This is a genomic window from Flavobacterium sp. UGB4466 (genome assembly GCF_903469665.1).
Lineage (GTDB): Bacteria > Bacteroidota > Bacteroidia > Flavobacteriales > Flavobacteriaceae > Flavobacterium > Flavobacterium lipolyticum.
This window is the reverse complement of record NZ_CAGKLC010000038.1, coordinates 17885-41263: the sequence shown is the minus strand read 5'-3', so window position 1 is coordinate 41263 and position 23379 is coordinate 17885. Positions and strand designations below refer to the sequence as shown.

General features: G+C 33.8%; 19 protein-coding genes. 4 read left to right on the top strand and 15 right to left on the bottom strand.

Annotated elements, in window-relative coordinates; genetic code table 11:
- Positions 1–29: 29 nt before the first annotated feature.
- A complete protein-coding gene (locus JO950_RS11325) occupies positions 30–299 on the bottom strand; it encodes a helix-turn-helix domain-containing protein (protein ID WP_202702743.1) in 270 nt (89 codons plus the stop codon).
- A 43-nt stretch (positions 300–342) separates the two neighbouring features.
- A complete protein-coding gene (locus tag JO950_RS11320; protein ID WP_202702742.1) occupies positions 343–759 on the bottom strand; it encodes a hypothetical protein in 417 nt (138 codons plus the stop codon).
- Positions 760–1138: 379 nt separating this feature from the next.
- On the opposite strand from JO950_RS11320, the gene JO950_RS11315 reads away from it, so the two are divergent.
- The 4 genes from JO950_RS11315 (at position 1139) to JO950_RS11300 (ending at position 6812) form a co-directional block, all read left to right on the top strand.
- A complete protein-coding gene (locus JO950_RS11315; RefSeq protein ID WP_202702741.1) occupies positions 1139–1426 on the top strand; it encodes a helix-turn-helix domain-containing protein in 288 nt (95 codons plus the stop codon).
- Positions 1427–1878: 452 nt separating this feature from the next.
- Complete coding sequence (locus JO950_RS11310) at positions 1879–2538, top strand: HEPN domain-containing protein (RefSeq protein ID WP_202702740.1); 660 nt, start codon at positions 1879–1881, stop codon at positions 2536–2538.
- Positions 2539–2701: 163 nt separating this feature from the next.
- Positions 2702–5587 (top strand): AAA family ATPase, encoded by a 2886-nt coding sequence (locus JO950_RS11305; protein ID WP_202702739.1) that lies wholly within the window; start codon positions 2702–2704, stop codon positions 5585–5587.
- 424 nt (positions 5588–6011) lie between these two features.
- Positions 6012–6812 (top strand): hypothetical protein, encoded by an 801-nt coding sequence (locus JO950_RS11300; RefSeq protein ID WP_202702738.1) that lies wholly within the window; start codon positions 6012–6014, stop codon positions 6810–6812.
- Positions 6813–7342: 530 nt separating this feature from the next.
- On the opposite strand, the gene JO950_RS11295 is transcribed toward JO950_RS11300, so the two are convergent.
- From JO950_RS11295 to JO950_RS11235, 13 genes are all read right to left on the bottom strand, one after another.
- Positions 7343–8002, bottom strand: a complete 660-nt coding sequence (locus tag JO950_RS11295; RefSeq protein WP_202702737.1) for a GNAT family N-acetyltransferase — start codon at positions 8000–8002, stop codon at positions 7343–7345.
- Between the two features lie 313 nt (positions 8003–8315).
- The gene (locus JO950_RS11290) at positions 8316–8462 is read right to left on the bottom strand and encodes a hypothetical protein (RefSeq protein ID WP_202702736.1); all 147 of its coding nucleotides are present in this window, start codon (positions 8460–8462) and stop codon (positions 8316–8318) included.
- A gap of 699 nt (positions 8463–9161) precedes the next feature.
- Positions 9162–10295, bottom strand: coding sequence for a nuclear transport factor 2 family protein (locus JO950_RS11285; protein WP_202702735.1), 1134 nt, complete (start codon positions 10293–10295; stop codon positions 9162–9164).
- 44 nt (positions 10296–10339) lie between these two features.
- Positions 10340–10801, bottom strand: a complete 462-nt coding sequence (locus JO950_RS11280) for a nuclear transport factor 2 family protein (RefSeq protein WP_202702734.1) — start codon at positions 10799–10801, stop codon at positions 10340–10342.
- A 104-nt stretch (positions 10802–10905) separates the two neighbouring features.
- The gene (locus tag JO950_RS11275) at positions 10906–11937 is read right to left on the bottom strand and encodes an AraC family transcriptional regulator (RefSeq protein WP_202702733.1); all 1032 of its coding nucleotides are present in this window, start codon (positions 11935–11937) and stop codon (positions 10906–10908) included.
- Positions 11938–12387: 450 nt separating this feature from the next.
- Positions 12388–13086: a 4'-phosphopantetheinyl transferase superfamily protein gene (locus JO950_RS11270; RefSeq protein WP_202702732.1), complete on the bottom strand. Its 699-nt coding sequence runs from the start codon at positions 13084–13086 to the stop codon at positions 12388–12390.
- A gap of 303 nt (positions 13087–13389) precedes the next feature.
- Positions 13390–13548, bottom strand: a complete 159-nt coding sequence (locus tag JO950_RS11265; protein ID WP_202702731.1) for a hypothetical protein — start codon at positions 13546–13548, stop codon at positions 13390–13392.
- Between the two features lie 100 nt (positions 13549–13648).
- Positions 13649–14020, bottom strand: a complete 372-nt coding sequence (locus JO950_RS11260; protein WP_202702730.1) for a hypothetical protein — start codon at positions 14018–14020, stop codon at positions 13649–13651.
- Positions 14020–16395, bottom strand: coding sequence for a penicillin acylase family protein (locus JO950_RS11255; RefSeq protein ID WP_202702729.1), 2376 nt, complete (start codon positions 16393–16395; stop codon positions 14020–14022). The genes JO950_RS11260 and JO950_RS11255 overlap by 1 nt, the downstream gene beginning before the upstream one ends.
- Before the next feature lie 164 nt (positions 16396–16559).
- Entirely contained in the window at positions 16560–18212 is a 1653-nt protein-coding gene (locus tag JO950_RS11250; RefSeq protein ID WP_202702728.1) for a cyclic peptide export ABC transporter, read from the bottom strand.
- Positions 18213–18373: 161 nt separating this feature from the next.
- Positions 18374–19096 (bottom strand): thioesterase II family protein, encoded by a 723-nt coding sequence (locus JO950_RS11245; RefSeq protein WP_202702727.1) that lies wholly within the window; start codon positions 19094–19096, stop codon positions 18374–18376.
- Between the two features lie 29 nt (positions 19097–19125).
- On the bottom strand, positions 19126–21459 hold the full coding sequence (locus tag JO950_RS11240) for a TonB-dependent receptor domain-containing protein (RefSeq protein WP_202702726.1): 2334 nt from the start codon (positions 21457–21459) through the stop codon (positions 19126–19128).
- 123 nt (positions 21460–21582) lie between these two features.
- Positions 21583–23208, bottom strand: a complete 1626-nt coding sequence (locus JO950_RS11235; RefSeq protein ID WP_202702725.1) for an MBL fold metallo-hydrolase — start codon at positions 23206–23208, stop codon at positions 21583–21585.
- Positions 23209–23379: the final 171 nt, after the last annotated feature.

Genomic DNA, 23379 nt, shown 5'->3' with positions numbered 1-23379 from the left:
TTATTAAAAAGCCCCATTCAGACATTATTTTAATGAAGAATTTCTTCAATCTTTACACTGTCGTATAGAAATATATCTCCCAATTTTGTATACGGAAGAATCCCAGTCTGCCTGTATTTCATAATAGTATTATTAGATAATCCAAATATCTTTTTTAAATCCTCATTTCTGTAATAAGCAGGTCTCAAGGTTTTCCCTTTACTGATTTTTGAATCGATCACTTCCAGTTTTAACATTAAAGGATCTATATTGTTTTTAATCTCCATTATAAAAAACTGTCTCTTTTCTTTCTTTGTCATAATTGAATTGTTTGTTAATGTTATAATTTTTTTCATCCCCAGCTTACCAGTTCTCAAGTTTTCTTTTCCGCTCAATCAATATACTAATCAAGTCATCTAAAAATTTCATCTGTTTTTCTTTATAAGTATAACCTTTACACTCAGAAAACTGTCTGCTTATTCTAGTTATCCTTTTCTGAACTCCTTCATTATCTCTATATGTAAAATTTTCACTTATGAATTCCTGAAAATTGATTCGATTTTTTTTTATATCAGCCGAATCAAAAAATAACAGACCTTCATCCATCAGGATATAGAAAAGAATTGCAAGCTCACTTTTACTATAAGAGCTTTTGCATCTTTCAGACGATGATAGATTATTCTGAGATTCATTTAAAAGCAATAAGTTTTCTATCTTCTTTAATCTCTGATCGAGTTTAAAAAAATTATCGACAACCTTATATGTCTTAGCTTTTTTCATTAAAATAAGTTAGAATTTCGAATTGCTTACTTGATTGATGCCTTGTTCTAAAATCAAAAAAACCTTAGTGGTTAGCTTTTTAAAACCGATCTGATTTTAATATTGCTAAAATAGTTTTCGAATACGAAATTATATGTATCATTTGTCACAGTTCGCTCTTTTGGTTCTCTAATTTTTAAGTATTTATCCTAAAATTATATAAGTTCAAAAAAGAATAATGCTAACTGAGATGATCATTTCTGATGAGATTTGGTATCCCGAACAAGAACAACAAAAAAAGATAAAGGATAAATTGAATGTTATTTCAAACAAATAAGCCAATTTTGCATGAAATAACATTCATCAGCAACAGGAGTGATATTAATAATACATTGAAAACATGAACAGGAAGAAGCAAATCATTTATCCTAAATATAAGAAGGTGATGGAACAAATGGGTGAAAATATTAAACTAGCAAGAAAAAGACGTAAACTTACAACTACTCAATTAGCTGAACGTGCAGATATTGCAAGATCTACTTTATACCTTATAGAAAAAGGAAATGAAGGCGTAGCTATAGGTGCTTATTTTAATGTGCTTCGTGTCTTAGGTCTTCAGGAAGATTTTCTTAAACTTGCAGCTGATGATACTTTTGGACGAAAATTACAAGATTTAGAGTTGTTATAATTAGAAGAGATGGCACAGAACAAATTTGATATATGCTTACGCACATTGGATGGGTATGCAGAAACCTGAGTTAGAAGGCATACCGTTGGCAAATTTTGCCTTAAGCAAGAAATCTTCAGCTTTGAATATGACAAAAATTGGAATCTCAAGGTTAGAACAAAAATTAATGACCGGCACATTCATAATTTCTTAATAATAAAAAAGTAAATTTTCTATTTATATGCAAAAGCGTATAATTTACTGTATATAAAAAAAACAAAACTCATATACGGGAATCTATAAGAGCACTGTATCGAATCAATCTGATACAACTTAAGTATTTCTTTTTGCTCTAACACTAGCAGAAAATTGGCTGTATTAATTTATTACGCAAAATAACTGCGTACTTCTTAAGAACCTTTGAACGATTAATTAGTAAATACTTTTATACGATGGACAAATCAATTACATACATGGAAAAGCTGTTTGCTGGATCTTCGCTTATGGATCTTGGCTACCGTGATTATATAGCTGCCCGTTTTTTGCTTAAAAACCATTTTATAGTGCAGGGACTCACTCTTGCCAGCACCGCCGTAGAGAAATATTTGAAAGCGGTAATTGTTTATAATCTCCAGCAGAAAGAAAAATATCATTATCACCTGGACAAATTCAGGTTACTAAAAAATCTGCTCTCCAAAGTCCAAAATGATGTAACAGAGGATTTTGATCCGGTTTTTCTGGATATATTGGAAAACGCTTTTAAGATCAGGTACTACAATACAATTAAAAAACCAATTTTTATGGGTTTTTACATAAATCAATTTATCGGGGAACTGGACTGGACAATATACTATCTGGAAAAATTCATTTCTACTACTCAAACTGGCGGACAGTCAATATCTGCGTATAGTAAGGCAGTTAAAGAGAAGGGTTCACATCTTTATACAAATAACTTTATTGTAAGGAACGAGAATAAAAAAGAGTACATGGAAAAACCTGATGTTGGATTTTCAATATATATCAGTATAAATGCTCTAGTTCATCAGGAAAAAGTATTAAAAGGCGGAAGCATCAGAAATACTTATGAAGGTCAGATATCAGCCATTACAGAATTTACTGAAGACTACATGTAAGAAATTCAATCTGAGATAAAAAATTGAAAGCAGAATAGATAATGCACATATGAAATTAACAAAATGAACGACAGTTTTGTGTTTAAAATAAACTTTCAAATTCATGTCAGCTAGGCGCTGTAAACAAAGCAATTAATTAAGAATATTAAACAAAAAAAGCATAATGCCAAACTTAGAAGGATTAGGTCTGCAAAATTTTAGAACTTTTAAAAACAAGGAAGAATTGGAATTTGCACCAATTACATTACTTACTGGGGTAAACAACGCAGGGAAAAGCTCCGTTTTCAAAGCAATTCAATTCATGGTTGATAATTTTAAAGAAGGAATTGTTTCTGAAACCTTAGACTTTAAGAATATGAAACATGAACTTGGAAATCTTGAACGTATCTTTAACCGTCTGACATTTGAGGCCTTTAAAAGCTCAGGAGTCGAAAAAAAACAGCATATGTATTCGCGGCTTATGGATTTTCATAAAAAAGGAAATATGACCTCAAGCGACCTGCCAATTTTTGAGGACGATGAAGATTTAGTGTTTGCATTTCCTATAAAATTTGGATTTAGCAGGGAAATACACGCTACTTTGGAAATCAGATATGAGTTGAGACAAACTATAAATGGGACTACAAAAGATGTGGTTATTTCTCATGATATTAAAAGTATCGCCATTGTAAAGGATGGAGAATATCTGCATTGGTCAAATATATTCGGTCGCATCTATGATCGCGATGAAGGTATCTATTGGGAAATGTCAACAAGCATCAATCTGAAAAGAATCATAGAGCTAATTCTAGAAACACCTCTTGAAGAGACTATTGAAGGATTTGTACCAACTGAAAACACAGAAAAATATTCTACTATTGACCTTTTTAGTAGAATCGAAATTTATAAACACACTTCTTTTGACCTGCCTTTCTTTAGAAAGAAAAAAGACGGTTATGACAGTTTTACAGAAAAACTCGTCAAAGGAAAAAGCTTATTCTCTGATTATTCAGAATTAACAGAAGAAGAAAAAGCTCAGCTGCTGTCTATTCAACAAAATACTTTTACTGAACTTCTTAAAGGAAGAAACTATTATCAGCACAAAGTTTTAGACTGTTTCAATACTTCATTTTCAGGTTTTGAAGAGGGAATTGAAATAAAAGTTGCAAATGCTGAACTTGAAAAAGAAAGAGTCTGGCACGAGCAAGAAAGTGCCGAAGAAAAGGGTTTGCGTCCTTTTATACAGCCTATGTATCAAACAACCCCTAACAGCGAACTTCTTAAAAGTCTATTGAGCGCAATAGATTCAGATTTTTTTGATGCTGCCCAGAAAAAAATTGATAGTTTAAAAAAGGTTTATTTTCTGCCCACCTCAAGAGGCAAAAACAGGGAATGGTTTATTGACGAACAGAATGGTGAAGAAATTCAGATTATAAAAGATTTCTCGACAATCTATTTGGAAGGTAACCCGCAAATTGAAAATTTTGTAAACTTCTGGATTGGAAAAGGAGAGATTGAAGAGGTTGACCAGAATGGAAAAAAGAAACAGAAAGGTTTTAAAATTGGGAAAAAACTTTTCGTTTTTAGAGATGAAGACATTGGACTGACTAAAGTTTTTCTGGTCAATTTTGATGGAACAAAAACATCTCTGGCCGATTTGGGGTATGGAATATCACAATTGCTTCCAATCATTATGCAAATTGCTATAATTGCCCAAAAGCAAGAAATGAATCACGAATATAATCTTAATCCTGAAGATGGAGAGTATCATAGCCATGCTTTTTATTTTAGTCCCTCCACTTTGCTGATCGAAGAACCTGAAGCGAACCTGCATCCCTCCCTGCAGTCAAAAATGGCGGAGTTATTTATTGATGCAGCCTCAAGGTTCAATATTCAGTTCCTTATTGAAACCCATAGCGAATACCTTATCTATAAATTTCAGGAATATATAGGTCAAAATATAGTGAAGCTGAGTGATGTTAAAATGTATTACTTCAATGACCCCAATGATGTTAGAGATGGATTGAAAGAAAAATATATCAATGCTGTAGAAATAGAAAAAGACGGCAGTATTGATTACCAAAAATATTTTGGAGAAGGCTTTTTTGATGAGCAGACCAATCTTAAACTTAGCCTACTAAATATTCAGAGAAATCATTTTGTCGATGATTATGAAGTAATAAAAGCCAAACTGATAGCATCTGCTCAAAACATTAAAAACTATGATGATCAAATAGAGCAGCTCAATCAAGAACTAATAAACGCAGGTGAAGGAAAAACTACACTGGAGGAGCAGCTTGCACAAATTAAGCTGGATAAGGAAAATAAAGAATTAGAGCTACAGACCCTCCTTCAGGAACAGATGGATTTTATTGATGAATTTACATCTAAAACAGATTATTTGAACTACCTAGCTGATATCGGAACAATTATAGATATAACTAAAATTGACCGCACGAAAACGCTTCATTATTTAGCAACAGGTAAATATCTGCTGAAAAATTTAGATAATGGTGCTGATTTCGCTCCTGTTGTAATTCAATACGGCCGGGCTTTTGAATTTGAGCTGATAAAATGGGTAACTGATTTTGCAACTTTAATTACTCCTGTAGATAAAGCCTCATGGACAGCAGATGCTAATTATAATATTAAATTACTTGGTGTTTTGAGAACTTTAGGCATTGTCGTTCCAAGCTCAGGTACGATTGTTTTTCATCCGGGAACTGCTAATGAACGAAAAATTAATTTATATCATTTAAAAACTTTTACAGTCAATCCCGCTGCCCATAAAAAGTTGGGAGAACTGACTCAAATCCTTGAATTGCTTTACGAAATTTCTCCCGTCGGAGGTCTACCTGCCAGTTACAGCTCTGTTCCTTTAATAATGGAATTTGCAGATTATCTCAAAACTATTTTTGCAAATTATGTTGCGGCAGAAGCATTATTTACAAACTGTCGAAACATATTAGATATGAGAAATAATGCTGGGCATACTTACAGCTCAATCATTTCAAAGAGTGATGCTGAAGATTATGTTGCTAAAATAGAAGCTATTTTTAAACATTTGTAGAAGTATTATAAAAAAAACAGAGCAATAAAAGAGTTTCTAAGCATACCCTGTAATAGTTCCGCAAAGACCTTCTAGTAAAAAAGGTGTAAATATTTCTTACTTTACACCTTCTTTTATTTGCTCATCATAATCACTCCTACAATGAAATGGAAACCTTTTTGCCACATAAACTTGAAGCGTTTTTAACGATATTCCCCAGTCCAAAGTTTTGTGGCGTAATCGAGGCACAAGGCACTTTGAAGAATTAAAATTTCAGCAAAATAAACACCTAACAAGTTGAGGTTATAAACTGTATTTTGTTTTCTTTTTTAATTCTCTTGTTCCGAAGTTTTTAATTTAAAAACAGGTATTTATACTTAATAGTTTTAGTTTATAAAGATCTAATTTCAATTATTTTTCAATCCAATTTAAAAAATAACTAATTATGAAACAGTTAATTACCTTACTTCTCACTGTTGGTACAGCGTTCAGTTCTTTTGCTCAAACTCAAAAAGCTGAAGATGTTTTTAAGACAGCAAGCATGGTTACGTTTGATACAAACGTTAAACCGGAACAACTTATAGGAGCTCTTATATATTATAAGCCCGGGAAAAAAGATGAATTTGAGTATTTTCAAATATTATCTACCGAGCAGTTGAAAAAATATGAACCTGTTTATAATAATAGAATAATTTTTCAAAGCATGGTTACAAAAGAAACGGTAGCTTCCGCGAAATACCTTGCCTTTTTTTCAACCTCAGTGACTGTGACACATTTACTAGAAGTTGTTTTAGAGGATGTACTTGATTATCGTGTGCCTAATTTTGCAACAGAACCGAATGTAAAAACTCAAACTTTTATGTATGCCGAAAATTTAATAAGAAAAGGTTATCAGGTCGATTTTGTCGACAATGTTAATTATTGCTCGCTTACGACGAGATTATTCAATGAGGCAAAAATTTCAGCCAGCGGAAATTATTATATATCAGCTGATGCCAAAAATTATTCCAGTACCTCAGAATTCAGTACAAAGAGGCTAATTAGTCTTCATTCTATCAACCTTAATAATTTAATAACCATTGGAGGCGCTCTTGCTGGATCTACACTTGGAGGTAGTATTGCAAAACTTAATACAGCTGCACTTACCGAAAAATACACTAATAAACCTGCTACATCTGATAGTGGCTATTTTGTAGCAAAAACTTTAAAATTAGGTTCAATAAAGACTCTTACAGGAGAAAATTAGTTTAAGAATAAAACAAAGAAGCTGTCTCAGAAATGAGTCAGCTTTTTTTTTAGCAGCAATGTTTTTTGCAACAGAAAGTTAAGACAGTCAAACTGGTCGTTAACTGAATTGCCAATATAATTAGTTTTCTGGCAAAATCATGGCACAGGCTATTTTGCAAAACAAAGCAACTTTAAAATCAAGCGACAAAAGGTATAGGTTAGAATGTGGCGCTAAAAAATGTTTTGTTAGTGATGTCATAAAAATTTGTATTTTTGACATACAATTAATTAAGAATTATAAACGACTAACAAGCAAATAGTTACAACTTAAGATTCATAGTTTGAAATTTGTGGCGCATTCGTGGCACAGCAGAAAAAAATATAAAAAATGCAGTATAAAAACGGAATGCGGAGCTTAGGTTCGAATCCCTCTTTCTCCACAGAAGACAAAACTCTCAACAATGTTGAGGGTTTTGTTGTTTTATTTCCAAAGTGTTTTATTGTATTGTTTGATACTAGGGGCATCAAAACACAACCTCAAAATTTTACTTAATCTACGATCGTCGTATTCTGTTTCGGATCATAAAGCATTGCTGTACACAAACAATTTTTCCTTTCCTTGTTTATCAGTATTGGGCAGTTCACACAGGATTTACAATTTTCCCAAAACATTTCATCTGTAGTCAGTTCTGAGTAAGTAACGGGTTCAAAACCGAGTTCATGGTTCATTTTCATGACCGCAAGACCTGTGCTCAGACTGAATATACGGGCATTGGGGTATTTCTCACGGCTGAGTTCGAAAATTTTTGTTTTAATTCTTTTAGCAAGTCCGGTGTGCCTGAATTCAGGAGCGACGATTAATCCGGAATTAGAAACATACTCTCCATTTTCCCAGGAAGAGATAAAAGAAAAACCTGCCCACCTTCCGTCTGAGGCGAAGGCTATGACTGCCTCTCCTTTTTTCATTTTAGTTTCAAGAAACTCAGGAGAACGTCCTGAAATACCGGTTCCGCGAGCTATAGCAGACGAAAGTGTTACCTCACAAATCTGCTTTATCCAAAAGGTATGAACAGGTCTGGCTTTTTCAATACTAAAATCGGGAATTTCTACAGCTTCTTTAAGGTGTGAAGATGCTTGTTGTTTTTTTAAAAGGGTCGAAAACGTAAAATGTCTTTCAATAGGTTCTATTTTGTAGGTTATGGTTCTCATAATCGTTTCGTTTGGATTTTATTTGTTACTATCTTTATTCCTCAATAGGATGAAAATGTTAACCACTACATCCAACTTATATACCAATATTTTTTATAGTCTTTCCATTGCTATTAAAACCTTATATTCTTGCATATTATATCTAAAAAGTACTTTTTGTGCTTAAAAAAAACGTCTCAAAATGATAAAAACATATCATTTTGAGGCCACAACTGTAAAGATCTTTTTGAGCTGCATTCTATTTAAAAACAAAAAAAGTAAAACTCTCGATTACTGAAAATTTTACTCTTTCTATGTCCATATTCAATCGCACCTATACTATTTGTGAAATCATTAAAAGTGCAATAAAAAAAATCGTAGTAAATACCATTAAATTGATAACTCTGTCTTTTTGCCGAATCGCTTTATTTGATATACCTAATTTCTTTATTTTTTTCTTTCTTGTTTTATCTTCATTCATGGTTGCTCTAGTTTATATTGTTTTACACCTGTTCGTATCGGTATTCCGATTAACATTTTAGAAACAATTGATATGCCAAACCATTTTCAAAAAGAATAAAACACTGACTAACAAACAACTAAAACAAAAAAACATCTTTCTCAATTTACCAATACCTATCAAAATGATACGATCATCCATCCAAAATGGAAGGATTACATTGCTTTTCCAAAAAAAACTTCTCAACTAGAGCAAAATAAATCCCTAAACGATAAAAGTATCAAAGTTATGGAGCGGTAACATTTGTAATATTTGCTAGCCCATATTTTTTTTGTGAATCAGCACTCCATTCTTTATTACGGCCAAAGCCAAGCCCGGAATATTCTACTGCTTTTTAATTCCTACTATACAGGCATCATTTTTTTGGTCGCTTTTGACTTGTGCCTTTATATTTATTACCCAAAATGAACCTATAATTAGGGTCAATAAAAATTTGTTTATCATAGGATCTGATTGTTTTTAATTAATTTTTGAACCATTTTCGGAGACCTCATCTTTGTTATTACGTAATACTCCCACTAGTTGCAGTTTGCCCAAATAACGGTTTTCAGGATATTTCACTTTTTAATTTACCCCAATATATTTAATCGAAAAAATCCTGACTTTTTATTGGATTACCGTATTTGATCAAACTGCGGTTAGCGGATGTTTTTTTATGGTTTATTCTTTTTTAGGAATAGCTGTCCAACTGTAGCTTTTGTGTATTATTTTCCAGTTTCCTTCGTATTTAAGAATTAGAAAGTAATCTGTAAAAGTGCGCCAATTGGGTACTTTAATTTCTACTTTCGCAATTGCGGCATCTTTCTCCATATCAATGGCAAGAATACGTCCGATTCGGTTTAATTTTTCCCCTGTTTTTATGTTAGCGATATATTGTTTACCGGAACGTGTCCACAATGTATCATTGGCTACTGTATATAAGTTAAAATTGGGATGGAAGGCTTTTCTCAGTCTTTCGGGCTGTCCTTCTGCCGTACCTTCCATATAATCTAACAGAACTTCGGTGATTTGATCAAAGTCGCTTTTTACAGTATTATTTCCTGCCTCTTTATCGTTTTCCCTAATTAATCTTAGAACCTCATTTGCTACTTTTGTGCCTGAAGTAGGATCCTGCCCCGTTACAAACCTGCCATCTGTTATATAAAAAGCGTCTCTTCCTTTTTCTGAATAAACAAAATTACCTTTATTGTCAATGATTGCTTTATTCATCGAAAAGGGAAATGTTTTGTAATAGGCCATCTCTTTACTTTCAAATTCATCCGGAAAACCGGTGATTTTTCGTCCCGCATAGAGTGAAACTCCATTCTCGTTTTTCAAATAAGCAATTCCTGCTGTTCCGTGGCAAATCGTGGAGATAATTCCATTTTTTTTATAGATTGCTCCTGCTAATTTCTGAATGACCTGGTTCTCGGCTACCCCAAACATCGCGGCACCTCCGCCTGTATAGAATATTGCAGAATAATCATTAGCCGCAACTTCTTCAGGTTTTCTGGTCTGTTTCAATTTGCTCATAAACCAACTGTTGTATAAGTATGTTTTTTGGATACTGTCGGAAGCATTAATGTATCCAATAGGAATTGCTCCACCCTTCGGACTTATAAAATCTACCTTGTAGCCTGCCTTTGTAAATATGTCGTACGGAATTACTATTTCTTCAAAGTGATTGGATGTACTTATTTTGGTATTGCCATAAAAATCCTGATTTGAGGTGACAAACAATATATTTTTTTGTGCGTGAGTACTTTGAGGATACAGCCCTGTAAAAACTAGTGATAAAACGATTATTTTTAACATTTCTTTGGAGATTATCGGTTTTAGTTTGAACAAAAAGTACTGGACTATCCTTTTGGTTTTACTTCCGCATCAACGATTTTGTGAGGAGTACGGGTTGAAATTTTATCTACAATAAACCAGCCCTGATCTGTTTTCAGAAGATTGAAATAGTCTACAAATAATAGTTTTGCAGTGCTGATCTCTACTTTGGCACTTGCTGCATTATTGGTGAAATCAATAGAAACGATGCGGCCTGACCAATTATCAGGTTTAACATCTCGTTTTTTGTATCCTACCAGATACTTCGATTTGGGAACGACTACGAATTCTTTTTCTCTGAAACCTTTCAGCTGCCAGGAACTGTGAAATGCCTGACCTACTTTAACAGAGTCGCCAGTAGCCTGACCATCTATGTAGAGATTTAGTGTTTTTTGAATCAAACTCCAGTCATCAGTAGTATTTTGACTTTGGGCATTTGATTTAAAAAACAACAGACTTAATCCGATAAACAAAAACACTTTTTTCATTTTTAATTTTTTTAGGTTATTAATAATGAATACAAATGTCCGGTATCGTCTTAGTTTACAGGGTTTAGATTATAAAACTGAAGTCTCATTCTATAAATTAGAACTCATTTGGAGTACCGTTTTTGATATTCGGTAGGGGTTAATCCGGTTTGTTTCTTAAAGGCGGTGAAAAAAGTTGATTTAGAATTGAAGCCACTATCATAACCCAAACTTTCAATGGTATAGTTTTTTTCGGTTTCTAATAGCTCTTTCGCTTTCTCTATTCTGTATTCTTTAATAAGATTGGAGAAGGATTTGCCTACTACTTCATTTACATATTGGGATAAAATATGTTTGCTTACTTTTAATTCTTTTGCCGCTTCTTCCAAAGTGAAATTGGAATTCAGAAAAAGTTCTTTTTCTACTATAACAGAAAATTTTTGACTCATTAGATCTAATGTCTCTTTATCAATGCTTTTGTTTTTGTATCTCTCTTTTTCCTGAAAGAATGTAGTTTCCTGGCTATTTCCGTAAATTAAAAGTAAAATGATCAGGTATAAAATAAAGGTAAACGATAATGCTCCGACAATATAAGAAGTATAGGCTGCAAAAGTATAGGCAGTCCATACCAATGCAACTCCAAAATAGATGTTAAGAAACCATACTTCTAACTTTTTTAAGCTCTCCTTCTCTTTGATTTTCTGAAGAATTGGCTGAATATATTTAAAAGAGAAACCGATATAAACCAACCATTGAAGATATATGGCTTTTACAATCCACACACGCCAGATTTGAGGATGCTCGACATAAGAATAAAGACTTCCCAGAATTGCCATGATCACCAAATAAGGTATTGTATGTGTAATCCAAACTGATTTGGAATAGGGACTGTAAGATCTGAGATATAAAAAAAGAAAAGGGCCAATAAGAATGCAGGCCGAAAGTCCGATTTGAATAAAAGTATTCGATAAGTGAGGATTAAAATAAAAGAAAACCGATTTTATAATTCTGATGCTTAATACCAGTAACAGCAAGGATAAAAAATAGTTTGCAAAAATTTTCTTTTTGGCATTTACCGCAAAATATAAAGAAAGCAGGAAACCATTAAAAGCCCCTAAGGCACTAAAAAAGAATAACAATTCATGTGATGATAACATTCTTATCTGTTTTTTGGTACGGTTTATTGTTTTGTAATCTCTGCTTCTAATGCATCCCTTTAGGCTCGGTTATCAGCCGGATTTACAGAAGAAACAGCCTCTATTTTCTCTGCCAAGATAAAGTTTTTTTGTGAAGAAAAATTACAATTGCAGTAAAAACCGACAATTTAAAAGAGACACTATTTTTTGAATATTATGTCTTTTGAATGTTTTTGAAAACTCTTTTTCTGTTCTAAACAATTATTGTTGCTGTAATCGCTTCCGAATAAAACAAATTGCATCCAAAAGTCGTTACTGCACATAAAAAAACCTCCCGAACCATAAGATCCCGGAGGTTTCGTTGAATTAAGTATTCGTTTAAAAGTTAAATCTGATTTCTTATAATGCTCCATAGGTACAATTATGAAGCAAGGCTGATCACAACAGCAAACAGATGTTATTTACAGACTATTAAAATATAACCTGCATTTCCTGAGCTTTTATCTGATCGTACTTTGTGGTAATCGAGCAATATTTGTTATCAATTTTAAAACTTTTAGTGTACCAGGTATCATTTTCATAGGTTGTGTAGCCTGTATTGATTTCGATTTCTGTAAGCGGAATGGACATCCCCTTTCCTATCGCTTTAATGACAGATTCTTTTCTAGTCCAGAATTCGTAAAATTTATCCAATCCGTCACGATTGATTTCTGCAAATTCCTGAGCAGAAAAAACATTTTCAAACAACGAATAATCGATGTCGTTGATCTCTTCAATGTCAACACCTATTTCCTGTTTGCTAAAGACACATACTACCATATTTCCACTATGCGAGATATTAAAATTAAAGTTACTGCCTAACATGTAGGGTTTTCCATAATTGTCTTTAACCATTTTCTCGAATTCAAACGAGTGATTTCCTAATATATGAGATCCCATACGCACCATTAGTTTTCCAAACAAACAGTTGTATCTGTCATCCCATTTTCTATATTTAAGTACTTCCTGTCTAAATTTCTGAGGTAAAAATTCCAAATAATAATCCAGAATACTTTGATCAGGATTGCAATCACCTGAATGCTGAAATAGGTAGTATTCATCTTCTTTCAAATCAATTTTAGGGATAGATTCAAAATCACGAAAGGCTAAGTAATGTGTCGAATTTTGCATAATACTATTAACGTATATAAAAAATGTACAATGAGTTTTTCATTATATATTTTGCATTAGACTTTACCAATATTTTATATTTTTTTGATTTCAATAATACAATTAGGTATGATTGAATAATTTTCTCAGTACTTATTATTGATGTCATTATGTATAACAATGACACTATTTTTTCGACTGTTTCATATCCTCGGGGAATATTTACGGATCTTATTTCAATCAGGCTATTCATAAATCTATAGAAGACCTCTTATAGCTGATTTATTCACTTTGAATTACATTCTTCGGGACTTCTATTACCGCTTACGAAGCATTACTCAACACTGCCGCCTTTAGAGGACAAATGGCCTTATTTTTTATCGCACTGTCTGATGCCGATACTCCTTGTTTGATTAAACTTAATTTAAGTGCACACATTACTCCGCTTTTAGCACAGCTGCATTTTGACTTACGATCTTTCATCTTTTTTGTGTTTAGAAATTGATAGTGTTTTTTTAAGATTAAGAGGATTGCTTTGACTGTACGTTTTTTTGATCCTCTTCAGACAAGTTTCTTTGTAGGTCTATATCTGGCTGGTTCTCGCAAGTCTTCTTTCTAAAACCAACGTACCCGTTTTATAACCAAAAAAGAAAAGAATTGCAGTGTTTAAAGCATTAAACAACGGGAAAAAAACATAAATAAAAAGACTTGATAGTCCAAGATTTACCAGAAGATCTTTTACATATGCCACTCTCGATTCATAGATAAGGAATACGGTAGTTGCTACCACCAACCCAATTATAAAACACTTTAAGAAAACTCTTTTTCGCTCTATTTTAAAAGCAGCAATAAAGCCTGTTAAAATGGTAAAGAGCAATATTACGGTATAGTTGTTTATTAAAAATTGTGCTAGTAATACAACTATAAAGGGCAGGTAATTTAGTATATTTTTCATTAGTTAAATTTTATCGTGGTTACAATTTTTTTAAGTTTAGCAGGATTATTAACAAATTGGCTTTTCTTGTACTGGCCTTTACTCCAGGATTCTATTTGATCTTTATAATGTGCTGAATTTATCAAACCGCTCTGACCTCCAGCCAAAATGGTATGTGCCTGTATGCTTCCGTCTTTTACTTCATATACCGCACGGAAGACTGGATGAAACTTTTCTGTATTGATGTTGATGGTGTTGATATTACCTCCCGCATTGTCAATTTTTTCTCCCAGTCCCGGAATGAAAAGCATATTGTTGATATTAAACTTAGACATCTTTTTGTAGCTCACTTTTTTCCATTGATCGCCGTAAGTTTGTGTCAAAGTATCCAGTGTTTTTTCAAAAATAGCATCTACCACTTTTTGTTTGTTATCACCACCCGGAAGGGTATACTTTTTATCATTCAGGTATTTTAAGAAGTTTTGTAACGATGGTTCTTGTTTTACCTGCAGTTTGGTCTTTGCAAATTGCTTCGCTTCTTTTATAGAGACTTTTCGCAACATTTCAAAAACCAATCCCTGATTTCCGTCACCGTTCATGTTTCCGTCCCAGTTTTTTAGTTCTTTTACAATGCTATTGTATTTTTCTTTTTGCGGATAGTTGTTTATTAATGTTTTAAAATCTTTAAGGGAAATATCAACAACATCACTTTGCATTTTCTGAATTTCCGGAACTGACCAGTCTTGCTTTTCTTCTAATACAGAATAAATACGTTTGGCTCTGTAATCGTCTTTTGAACCATGTGCTCCAAAGTAAACATTGTTCTGAATAGGCTGTTGATTGGCAGAAAACAAAAATCCTTTATCCGGATTATAAGCCGACCAAAAAGCATCTAAAGCTTTTACAGGAACATACTTTTTGCTACCGTCTAATACCTGACCAATATAATCGCTGCTTCTTGCCGGCAATTCACCCGCACACACAATCCCAATATTATTGTTTACATCGCTGTAAGCAAAATTTTGAGGAGGATAGCTATAATCTTTTAATGCTGTTGAAAAACCATCCCAATTCTGACTCTTCATCACTTCGTACATTGCTTTTACAGAGTTACTTTTTTCAGCAGCGTACCAATGCTGTGCGTAATACTGTCCATTTTCTTCTTTTATAACTTTTCCTTGTACCGTACTTCTGTACTTTTCTATGTAGTCAGGTTTTCCTTTTACTTTAATGGTATAATTTTTAACTTGGAAAGGAATCCATTTCCCTTCATATAGGTACAGACTGTCATTTTTTACCTGAAGTTTGTATCTGTCTACCAGATCCCATTCTCCATTGGTAATTCCCCATGAAATTTTATCATTATGACCGCTTACTATCACTGGAACACCAGGAATCGTAAAACCGTATGTTTTAAAACTTCCGGTTACAATGTGAGCTTCATAAAAAGCTTCCGGAAGTGTCAAATACAGGTGCGGGTCATTTGCCAGAATATTATTTTTACTTTTTGTTTTGGTGTTGTTTACCACCCAGTTGTTACTTCCTACACCTTGATAGAACTTATGATTGGTCATTAATTTAGCTCCTAAATCAAATAATGATGATTCTTCTGGAATGTTATCTACTGAAGCTGTCCCCAAAGTATGAGCTCCTATGTTAGGCAGGTTAACAGTGGAAGGTAGTAAACCGGAAGGCAAAATGGTATTTATTCCTTTCGGCTGTAAAGGGTAAAAATAAGTAATCTCCTGTCCCGGCAGCTTCTCTAAAATTTCCTGTTGGTCGATATGATGATCAAAATAAGTCAGCGTATAGCTCATATACCAGGTGAATAACAGCGAATATTCCGTTTTCCATTTTCTGGGTGTTGTTCCTAATGCTTTATATAAGGGATCTGTATTTTCGTTATTGTTTAAGTAAGCATTTACCCCATCAGAATAAGCCTGCAGATAAGCATAAAATTCCGGGTTATCTTTTTTATAGCTCGCCAGTATCTCTTCTGATTTTCTTTCAAACTCATACGGTTTCCAGAATTTATCTGATTTTAGGGTTCCTAACGGTACAAATTCTGATAGTCTTCCCTGAACAATCCTTGAGATCATCTCCATCTGGAAGTACCTGTCTTTTGCATGCATGTATCCCAGTCCGTAAGCTGCTGCACTTTTGGTACCACTATAGATGTGGGGAATTCCAACATTATCTACAAAAATATCTAATTTTTGATCGCTGTGAATTTTTTGCGTTCCATCGCTTTGTAAAGGCACAGACAACAAGCCTGTTTTATAGGTTGTTAATTTTCCCAGGGAACCAAATGGTCCTAAATTAAAGGTTGTGATAAATATCCAGCCCAGGGACAATACCACAAAAAGTGCTGTTTTAATTATTTTACTTCTTTTCATTTTCTTGAGATTATATCTTTAAATAATAAATTTTATAAGGTTAAGTAGTTTTCTATTCTAATTCTTCGATTTTATAAAGCACATAAAGTCCCTTTCTTTTTACCGGGAAGTAAAAAGAAGTCTGTACGAGGCTAATAAAAAGTATCCGGAAATTCTAAACCGTCCTAAAAGATTTCGGCAAGTTCAGAAATGTTTGTTTTTTCTAATTTACCATATTCCATTTTCAGCAAGGTATCCGCAGTATTGTAATATCGGTCGTCGTGTGTGATGGCAATGATTGTTTTATCTTCATCCCGAACTATGGTCGCGATAATTTCGGTGTAAAATTTATGTCTGAAATACGGATCCTGATCTGCTGCCCATTCGTCGAGTACAATAATAGGCCTGTCTTCTAATAAAACATTGATTAGTGCCATTCTTTTTCGCTGTCCTGTAGACAGGTTTGTTGTTGAAAAATACCCGTCTTTTATTTGTACTTTTCCTTCTAACTCAAATAATTTCAGGTATTTATTTACTTTATCATAATCAACATCTGCTATTCCGTAAAAGGCATCGAAGAGATAAAAGTCACTAAAAACGGGAGCGAATAGATTTTTTATCTTTTCCAATTCTTTTAACGGTACTAATTTTCCATCGATATATGCTTCTCCATTATCCAAATTGTAAAGGTTTAGAATCGTATTGATGAAGGTCGTTTTTCCTTCTCCGTTACCTCCATATATAAAAACAACTTCATTTCTTTTAATGTCAAAATTTATTGGCCCCACAGAAAATTGATTTTCGCCAAAGGAAAATGCATAGTTGCGTATTTTTAAATCTGAAAAATCTTTGTATTGTCCTTTGTGACTAACGTTCTGCGGTTTTTCAATTTTGGCAAGATCTTCTTTTAGTTTGTTCATTTTTTTAAGTGACACTGTCGCCCTATTCATCACCGGAATGATTGTCATAACACTTACGATGGGCCCCATCAGATATAATAAAACAAAAGTAAAACTCACTTTAGTCGCTATTGGAGTTTGAAATACAGTCCCCGAAAATACCAGGATAAATGTAATAAGCCCATAGAACAATATCTGACTTATAATCTCACTATTAAGATATTTCAGGAGAGCGGTTACATATTTAGTTTCTCCGGTTGTAGCAACTTTCATTAATCTCTGATCATAAATCTGAGTTCCTTTGTCGGCATTAATATTGATTTCTTTTGCCCCGTTAAGAATACTATTAAAAATTGTAATGAATGTTTTTTCTAGTTCTCGTACTTCTTTTATTTGCTTATTACTGGACTTTGATCGGAGTGCATATATGAGTACTCCAAGTGCTATAACAACAGTGCTGACTCCTAACAGTTTTAACGATAAAAAGGCCATATACACCAAGCAAGCCGCTATAAGAATGATCGAAGAAAAAAAAGTAATAACCATCAGCGATGCATTTGAAACATGGTTTACATCTGTAGTTAGTGTGGCATAAACTTCTTCTTTATATTCCTGAAGTTTTCTGTAGGGGGCTTTAAGAATAAGCTTTATTACGTCTTTTCTAATGTCCCAGTATATTTTCTGAGACAGCTTAATTACACCACCAGCCAGCCATCTTCGGGAAACAAAAAAGATAACAATTGTACCTGCAAACATATAGAGATAGTTTTGCATTGGCTGTGTTTCTGTAGCAGTAATAGAGTTACTTATAATTTTATTAATAATCGTTATAAATGCAAATCCTGACAATCCCGAAATTATAGCCAGCAAAGAATATCCTATTAAGGGTTTTAAAGGGATCAATTGAGAATTGCTGTTCTCTGATACATTATTTTTCATGTCTTTTTTTTAAAAATTATAAATGATCCCCAACCCCACGACGCAGGGGATGTCTATTTACTTTATGCTATTTTAGTGGGAAAATAACGCTTTAGCGAACTTGTCATCAGACGACTGTGTTATAGCGGTAAGAAGAGCCGATGCAACCTCAGCTTTTAATTTTATACCCCTACTAACGAATCTGCAGCACATTCCTTAATAATTTTTGCGAGTGTTTTTACTTGTCTGTGAATAAAGAAATGGTTGCCTGGAACTACTTTGTAGTCAAATTGTCTGTTTGTATAAGTTTTCCAGTTTTCAATTTCCGAAACTGTTTTTTCCTCATCGCCCATGATCGCAAAAATGGGCGTATTCAAAATAAGACCTGCTTCAAAATGTTTGTCCTTTTCCAGAATTTGAAAATCAGCTCTCATGATTGGACTGAAATAATTGTAGAGATCTTCGTCTTCCAATATTTGTTCCGGAACACCTCCTAAAGACCTCAATTCTTTTTTAAACTCGGTATCGTTTAGGGTGTGTCTTTCAATATCATTAACATAAACACCGGGGCCGGCATTACCGGAAACCAATAACATGGTAGGTGAATCTGCCTCTTCTTCCATTTTTTTTGTTACGGAAAGCCCTAAAGTGGCTCCCATACTATGACCATAAATCAGGTAGGGCAGATTGCTTTTTCTGAGTCTTTTTATTTGGGAAACATAATCATGAACCGCGTCTTCTTTCTTAAAAAGATGCGACTCCTGATTTCTTCTGCCTCTTCCGGGAAGTTCTAAAGCATGACATTCGAAATTATTCTGAATATCATTTTTTAGAAAATCAAAAGAGTAACAGCTTCCCCCTGCAAAATGCAGCAAAAATAGTTGCGTTTTTTGGTTGAGATACATAGCTTTTTTCTTTTAATCCAACATATTTTTTAATTCCTGTTACTTTGATGTTCTTTCCTGTTTTTCCCCTTATTGAATTTATAATTAAAACTTAGAGTCCATCGGGCTGCATTAAAGTTGGTCATTTCATGCACTACAAAGTCTGAACCTACCGTGGTCTCTCTTATTTTTCGGGTATTGAAAATATTACTTGCCGCCAACGATAATGACCCATTATTTTTAAACAATGATTTTCCAAAAGCAACATTCAGGTAATAATAAGATTTCGTTCTGGTCTGAGCATCACTAACAGCAGCCTGATAATCTAACTTACTTTGAAATGTAAAGTTTTTTGGTAACTTAATCTGAGTTAATAAGGTTGCTTTCCAGGTCTCGTTTGAAATGTCCAGATTAACATTGTCTGCACTTCCTTCTTTAGTAAAACCATAAGCATTAATCTCTGCATTAAGAGACAACCATTTCAAAGGAGCATACTGAGCCGAAATTTCGATCCCATATCGGGTTTCACTGTCCAGATTAATTAAAACGGTTTCAAAAACGCCTTCGTCATTTTGTGAGGTGAAGTATTGAAACGCATTTTTAGTTCTTGAATAATAAATTGAAGGGTTCAGCACTAATCCTTTTACTTTGCTTAAAATTCCTAATTCTACACCATTGGTCAAAGAAGGCAAAAGGTTAATGTTTCCGAAAATACGAGAATTAAAATCTAAAAGTTCCGGAAAAGGGTTTAACTGATCCAGGTTGGGTCTGTTGATTCTCTGACTGTAATTTAACTGAGCCGTTGTTTTTTTGGTCAGAGCATAACTTAGATTTGCAGATGGAAATAATCTTGTATAGGTACTGTCTCTTAAAATTCCTCCGGTATTCTGGTTTTTAATCTGAATATAAGTGTACTCTGTTCTTAGTCCCAATAAAAAGCTGAATTTGTTTATCTTATTGCCATACTGTGCATATGCTCCCACAATCTGTTCTTTATAGTCCAGACCATTATTGAATCCTTCTATTGGTGTAACCGTTCCGTTGTTGTTTTCATCTGCGGCAAATCCTGTAGATACTACTCTGTTTTCAAGCTTAGCTCCTACTTCAAAATTAGCGGTCTCACTTAAGGGAGTTACATAATCTGACTGTATCACAACATCATCACTTGCGCGTTTTGATTTTGTGTTTATAACAGATTTGTCTCCTGTATTAGGAACAAGGGTACTTCTTTCGATATTAAAATCTTTTGTACTGTCCCAAAAATCATACTGGAAGTCTACTGTAAATTTTCTGTCCGGTTTCTTGAACGTTTTGGTATAATTGAACTCCAATTGATTATAACTTCTGTTTTCTCTGGAGTCTCCTATAGTTTGAATCTGCTGATTCTGTGAATTTTCTCCCGAGATGTTATAATCCAGCGTATTCTTATCACGGTCTTTTGTATCATTGCGATAAAATGCAGAGGTGATACTGTTGTTGTCATTTATAAAATAATCCAACCCCATGTAAAGCAGCCCTCCAGAATCATGTCTCTTCTGATCTTCACGCTGATTTAAATAAACTGCATTTCCGTTTGCTGTAGTGACCTGATCTCTGGTATTAAGTCCAACATAATCTGAGTAACGAATTCCAAAATTGGAAAACAGATTAAATTTTCCTTTTTTATAATTAATACCTCCCATTAGTCTGTTCTCATTGGGAATTCCTCCCACCACTGTCATACTGCCGCTCAAATCCTGTTTGCTATTCTTTTTAAGAACAATGTTGATAATACCGGCAGAGCCTGCTGCATCATAACGTGATGACGGATTGGTAATCACTTCGACGGATTTTATCGATTCTGCCGGAATCTGTTCCAACCCCTGAAGTGAAGTCAATCCTGATTTTCTTCCATTAATAAGGATAAGCACGTTGCTATTGCCTCTCAGACTCACACTACCGGAAGGATCAACCCTTACTGCCGGAACATTATCCAATACCTGTGTTGCAGACCCTCCTTTAGAGATTAGATCTTTTCCAACATCAAAAACCTTTTTATCCAATTTTAAAGAGATTTGAGAGGTTTCTGCTGTAACAACAACTTCATTAAGTGAGGTAACATTTGTTTTTAAAGCAATGTTTCCCATATTGATATTGGTGTTTGTCCCCTCTATCGTTAGAGGCATGACAACATCCTCAAAGCCTACAAATTGGAATCCAATAGTATATTTCCCTGATTTAACACCTTCGATCTTAAATTCTCCTTTATCATTTGTTATGACAGTTTCTACAATTAGTGCGTCCTGTTTCAGAATGACAGAGGCATAGGCTAATTTTTCGTTTGGATTCTCTGCTGAAAGTATTCCTGATATTTGAGTCTGTGACTGGGCGTATAGCGTAGACATACATAACAATACTAATGCATATATGAATGTTGATTTTACCATGATATCTTTATTAATTATTTACAATGATTATTTTTTGGGCATTATCTTTTCACAATAATACCCTGAGTTCTTGCCCTTTGTCTAGTACAGAACAAGATCTCTTTTATATTCTACGATTTTCTCTCCGTAAAGTCTTTCCGGCTCAATATTATTGGCGATACAATACTCTAAAAGTTTGTTTGACTCTACAATTGGAATAGATTCATCTGTGTATTTGATGGAGCTTATGTATTTTAACCAAGGTTCCATTCCCATCGCATATACAAAGACTTCACTAGGTTTGAAAACATCCACGAGAGCTTTAGCCTGTTCAAAATTACATCCGGCCAATCGTCTGGATTCGTCTTTATCCCTGGCTAAGTTTTCGGGCATTAAAGGACCGTATAACCAGGTTAGTGGTGCTCCTTCGCATTCCATTCCTAAGAAAATAATGTCTATATCGCCCATTACTTTATGAATGCGTTCGTATAATTTTGGAGATACATTACAAGAATCTGCGGCAAACAGAACTTTTAACCCGTCTTTATATGCTACGTGGTGGCATAATTTACTTCTCACATCCAGATCACAATGTTCCCCTACAAACGGTAATCCTGTTATAGAGCAATCATCAAAATGAATGGTTTCCATCTCTCCCAGTTCGATAATGTTTTTGAATCCAATTCTTTCAAACATTAATTTTAGATTTGGATCCTGAAGAAAACCTCCGTTGCTTTTAGGAACGATGATGTTTTTGATCTTGCGTCTTAGTCGCAATAATGTTTCAAAAAGAATATGATCCTGATGATTGTGTGTTACCAGTACATAATCTATAGATTCTGGTAAATCGTCATAAGAGTATCTTGATATATCTGACTCATAACCATAACTCACTAAAGGATCTGCCAATATTGTTGTGCTTTTGGTTTCCGTAAGAATACAGGCATGGCCAAAATATCTTGTCAGTACACCATCTCCTGTATATCGTTCGTATTTTTTAGCCTTTTCTTTTGTAAAAAAAGATTTAAATAAAGGAATGTCTTCCGGTTCGATCTCAAATATTTCTGAGATTTCTTTAAATGTTTTCGGATGATCTTCCATCTCAAACAACAGATCAATTTTTTCACTTTTAAAAGGTAAGTTTACTCGTAAAATATCCTCTCCCGGCAGTTTTGGCGTACTAAGCACAAAGGATCTTGAATCATCATCATGTACTAAAAACAAATTGAAACTTTGAAGTGATTCTTTGTAAAATTCCGTTTCGTACAATAAGGATTCAAAAAAACGGAACGATGGATTGTTATTAATATCATACACTAATTCTACAAGTCCTTGCAGGCTTTCCGGTACTTTGTTGTATAATTCAGTCAGAGCATATCCTTTAGCTTCCTTTTTTAGCATGTCGTTAAGGGCAAATACATCTTCTCTAAATGCTAAAAGATCAGCGCACTGCTCTTTGGTATTATCAATCAGTCCTTTGATTTCATCAACTCTTTTCCCATCATAGTCAATAAAAGGGCCTCCTAACATTTTAGGTGTTTTTACTGCTGCAGCATGGATCATAGGATTTTGAACATAGGATGACATAATTTTCAAATGTCTGTCTTTAATATTCATTGCAGCAGTTGCAGGTGATATCAGGTGAGGCCAGGCATACCAGTTGTCTACTAAAGGCTCAATTGCTAAATTACGCTTGATATATACAAGATCTTCGTTTTCTATTTCCATGATATTATTGTTTATTAAATTAATTAATTGTTAAAATTTGGAATGTTATTATGTTAAGTCTGGACAAAATCTATCCTTTAGAAGTCTACAGCATACAACTGTTTTTGGATAAAACAGTTGATCTCTAAACTTCCAAACTACTTAGATTCAATAAAATTATTAGTGAAAATG

What these genes read in the sequence shown, in the direction of transcription:
- JO950_RS11325 (WP_202702743.1), bottom strand. Translation starts at nt 299, where the DNA reads ATGACAAAGAAAGAAAAGAGACAGTTTTTTATAATGGAGATTAAAAAC.
- JO950_RS11320 (WP_202702742.1), bottom strand. Translation starts at nt 759, where the DNA reads ATGAAAAAAGCTAAGACATATAAGGTTGTCGATAATTTTTTTAAACTC.
- JO950_RS11315 (WP_202702741.1), top strand. Translation starts at nt 1,139, where the DNA reads ATGAACAGGAAGAAGCAAATCATTTATCCTAAATATAAGAAGGTGATG.
- JO950_RS11310 (WP_202702740.1), top strand. Translation starts at nt 1,879, where the DNA reads ATGGAAAAGCTGTTTGCTGGATCTTCGCTTATGGATCTTGGCTACCGT.
- JO950_RS11305 (WP_202702739.1), top strand. Translation starts at nt 2,702, where the DNA reads ATGCCAAACTTAGAAGGATTAGGTCTGCAAAATTTTAGAACTTTTAAA.
- JO950_RS11300 (WP_202702738.1), top strand. Translation starts at nt 6,012, where the DNA reads ATGAAACAGTTAATTACCTTACTTCTCACTGTTGGTACAGCGTTCAGT.
- JO950_RS11295 (WP_202702737.1), bottom strand. Translation starts at nt 8,002, where the DNA reads ATGAGAACCATAACCTACAAAATAGAACCTATTGAAAGACATTTTACG.
- JO950_RS11290 (WP_202702736.1), bottom strand. Translation starts at nt 8,462, where the DNA reads ATGAATGAAGATAAAACAAGAAAGAAAAAAATAAAGAAATTAGGTATA.
- JO950_RS11285 (WP_202702735.1), bottom strand. Translation starts at nt 10,295, where the DNA reads ATGTTAAAAATAATCGTTTTATCACTAGTTTTTACAGGGCTGTATCCT.
- JO950_RS11280 (WP_202702734.1), bottom strand. Translation starts at nt 10,801, where the DNA reads ATGAAAAAAGTGTTTTTGTTTATCGGATTAAGTCTGTTGTTTTTTAAA.
- JO950_RS11275 (WP_202702733.1), bottom strand. Translation starts at nt 11,937, where the DNA reads ATGTTATCATCACATGAATTGTTATTCTTTTTTAGTGCCTTAGGGGCT.
- JO950_RS11270 (WP_202702732.1), bottom strand. Translation starts at nt 13,086, where the DNA reads ATGCAAAATTCGACACATTACTTAGCCTTTCGTGATTTTGAATCTATC.
- JO950_RS11265 (WP_202702731.1), bottom strand. Translation starts at nt 13,548, where the DNA reads ATGAAAGATCGTAAGTCAAAATGCAGCTGTGCTAAAAGCGGAGTAATG.
- JO950_RS11260 (WP_202702730.1), bottom strand. Translation starts at nt 14,020, where the DNA reads ATGAAAAATATACTAAATTACCTGCCCTTTATAGTTGTATTACTAGCA.
- JO950_RS11255 (WP_202702729.1), bottom strand. Translation starts at nt 16,395, where the DNA reads ATGAAAAGAAGTAAAATAATTAAAACAGCACTTTTTGTGGTATTGTCC.
- JO950_RS11250 (WP_202702728.1), bottom strand. Translation starts at nt 18,212, where the DNA reads ATGAAAAATAATGTATCAGAGAACAGCAATTCTCAATTGATCCCTTTA.
- JO950_RS11245 (WP_202702727.1), bottom strand. Translation starts at nt 19,096, where the DNA reads ATGTATCTCAACCAAAAAACGCAACTATTTTTGCTGCATTTTGCAGGG.
- JO950_RS11240 (WP_202702726.1), bottom strand. Translation starts at nt 21,459, where the DNA reads ATGTCTACGCTATACGCCCAGTCACAGACTCAAATATCAGGAATACTT.
- JO950_RS11235 (WP_202702725.1), bottom strand. Translation starts at nt 23,208, where the DNA reads ATGGAAATAGAAAACGAAGATCTTGTATATATCAAGCGTAATTTAGCA.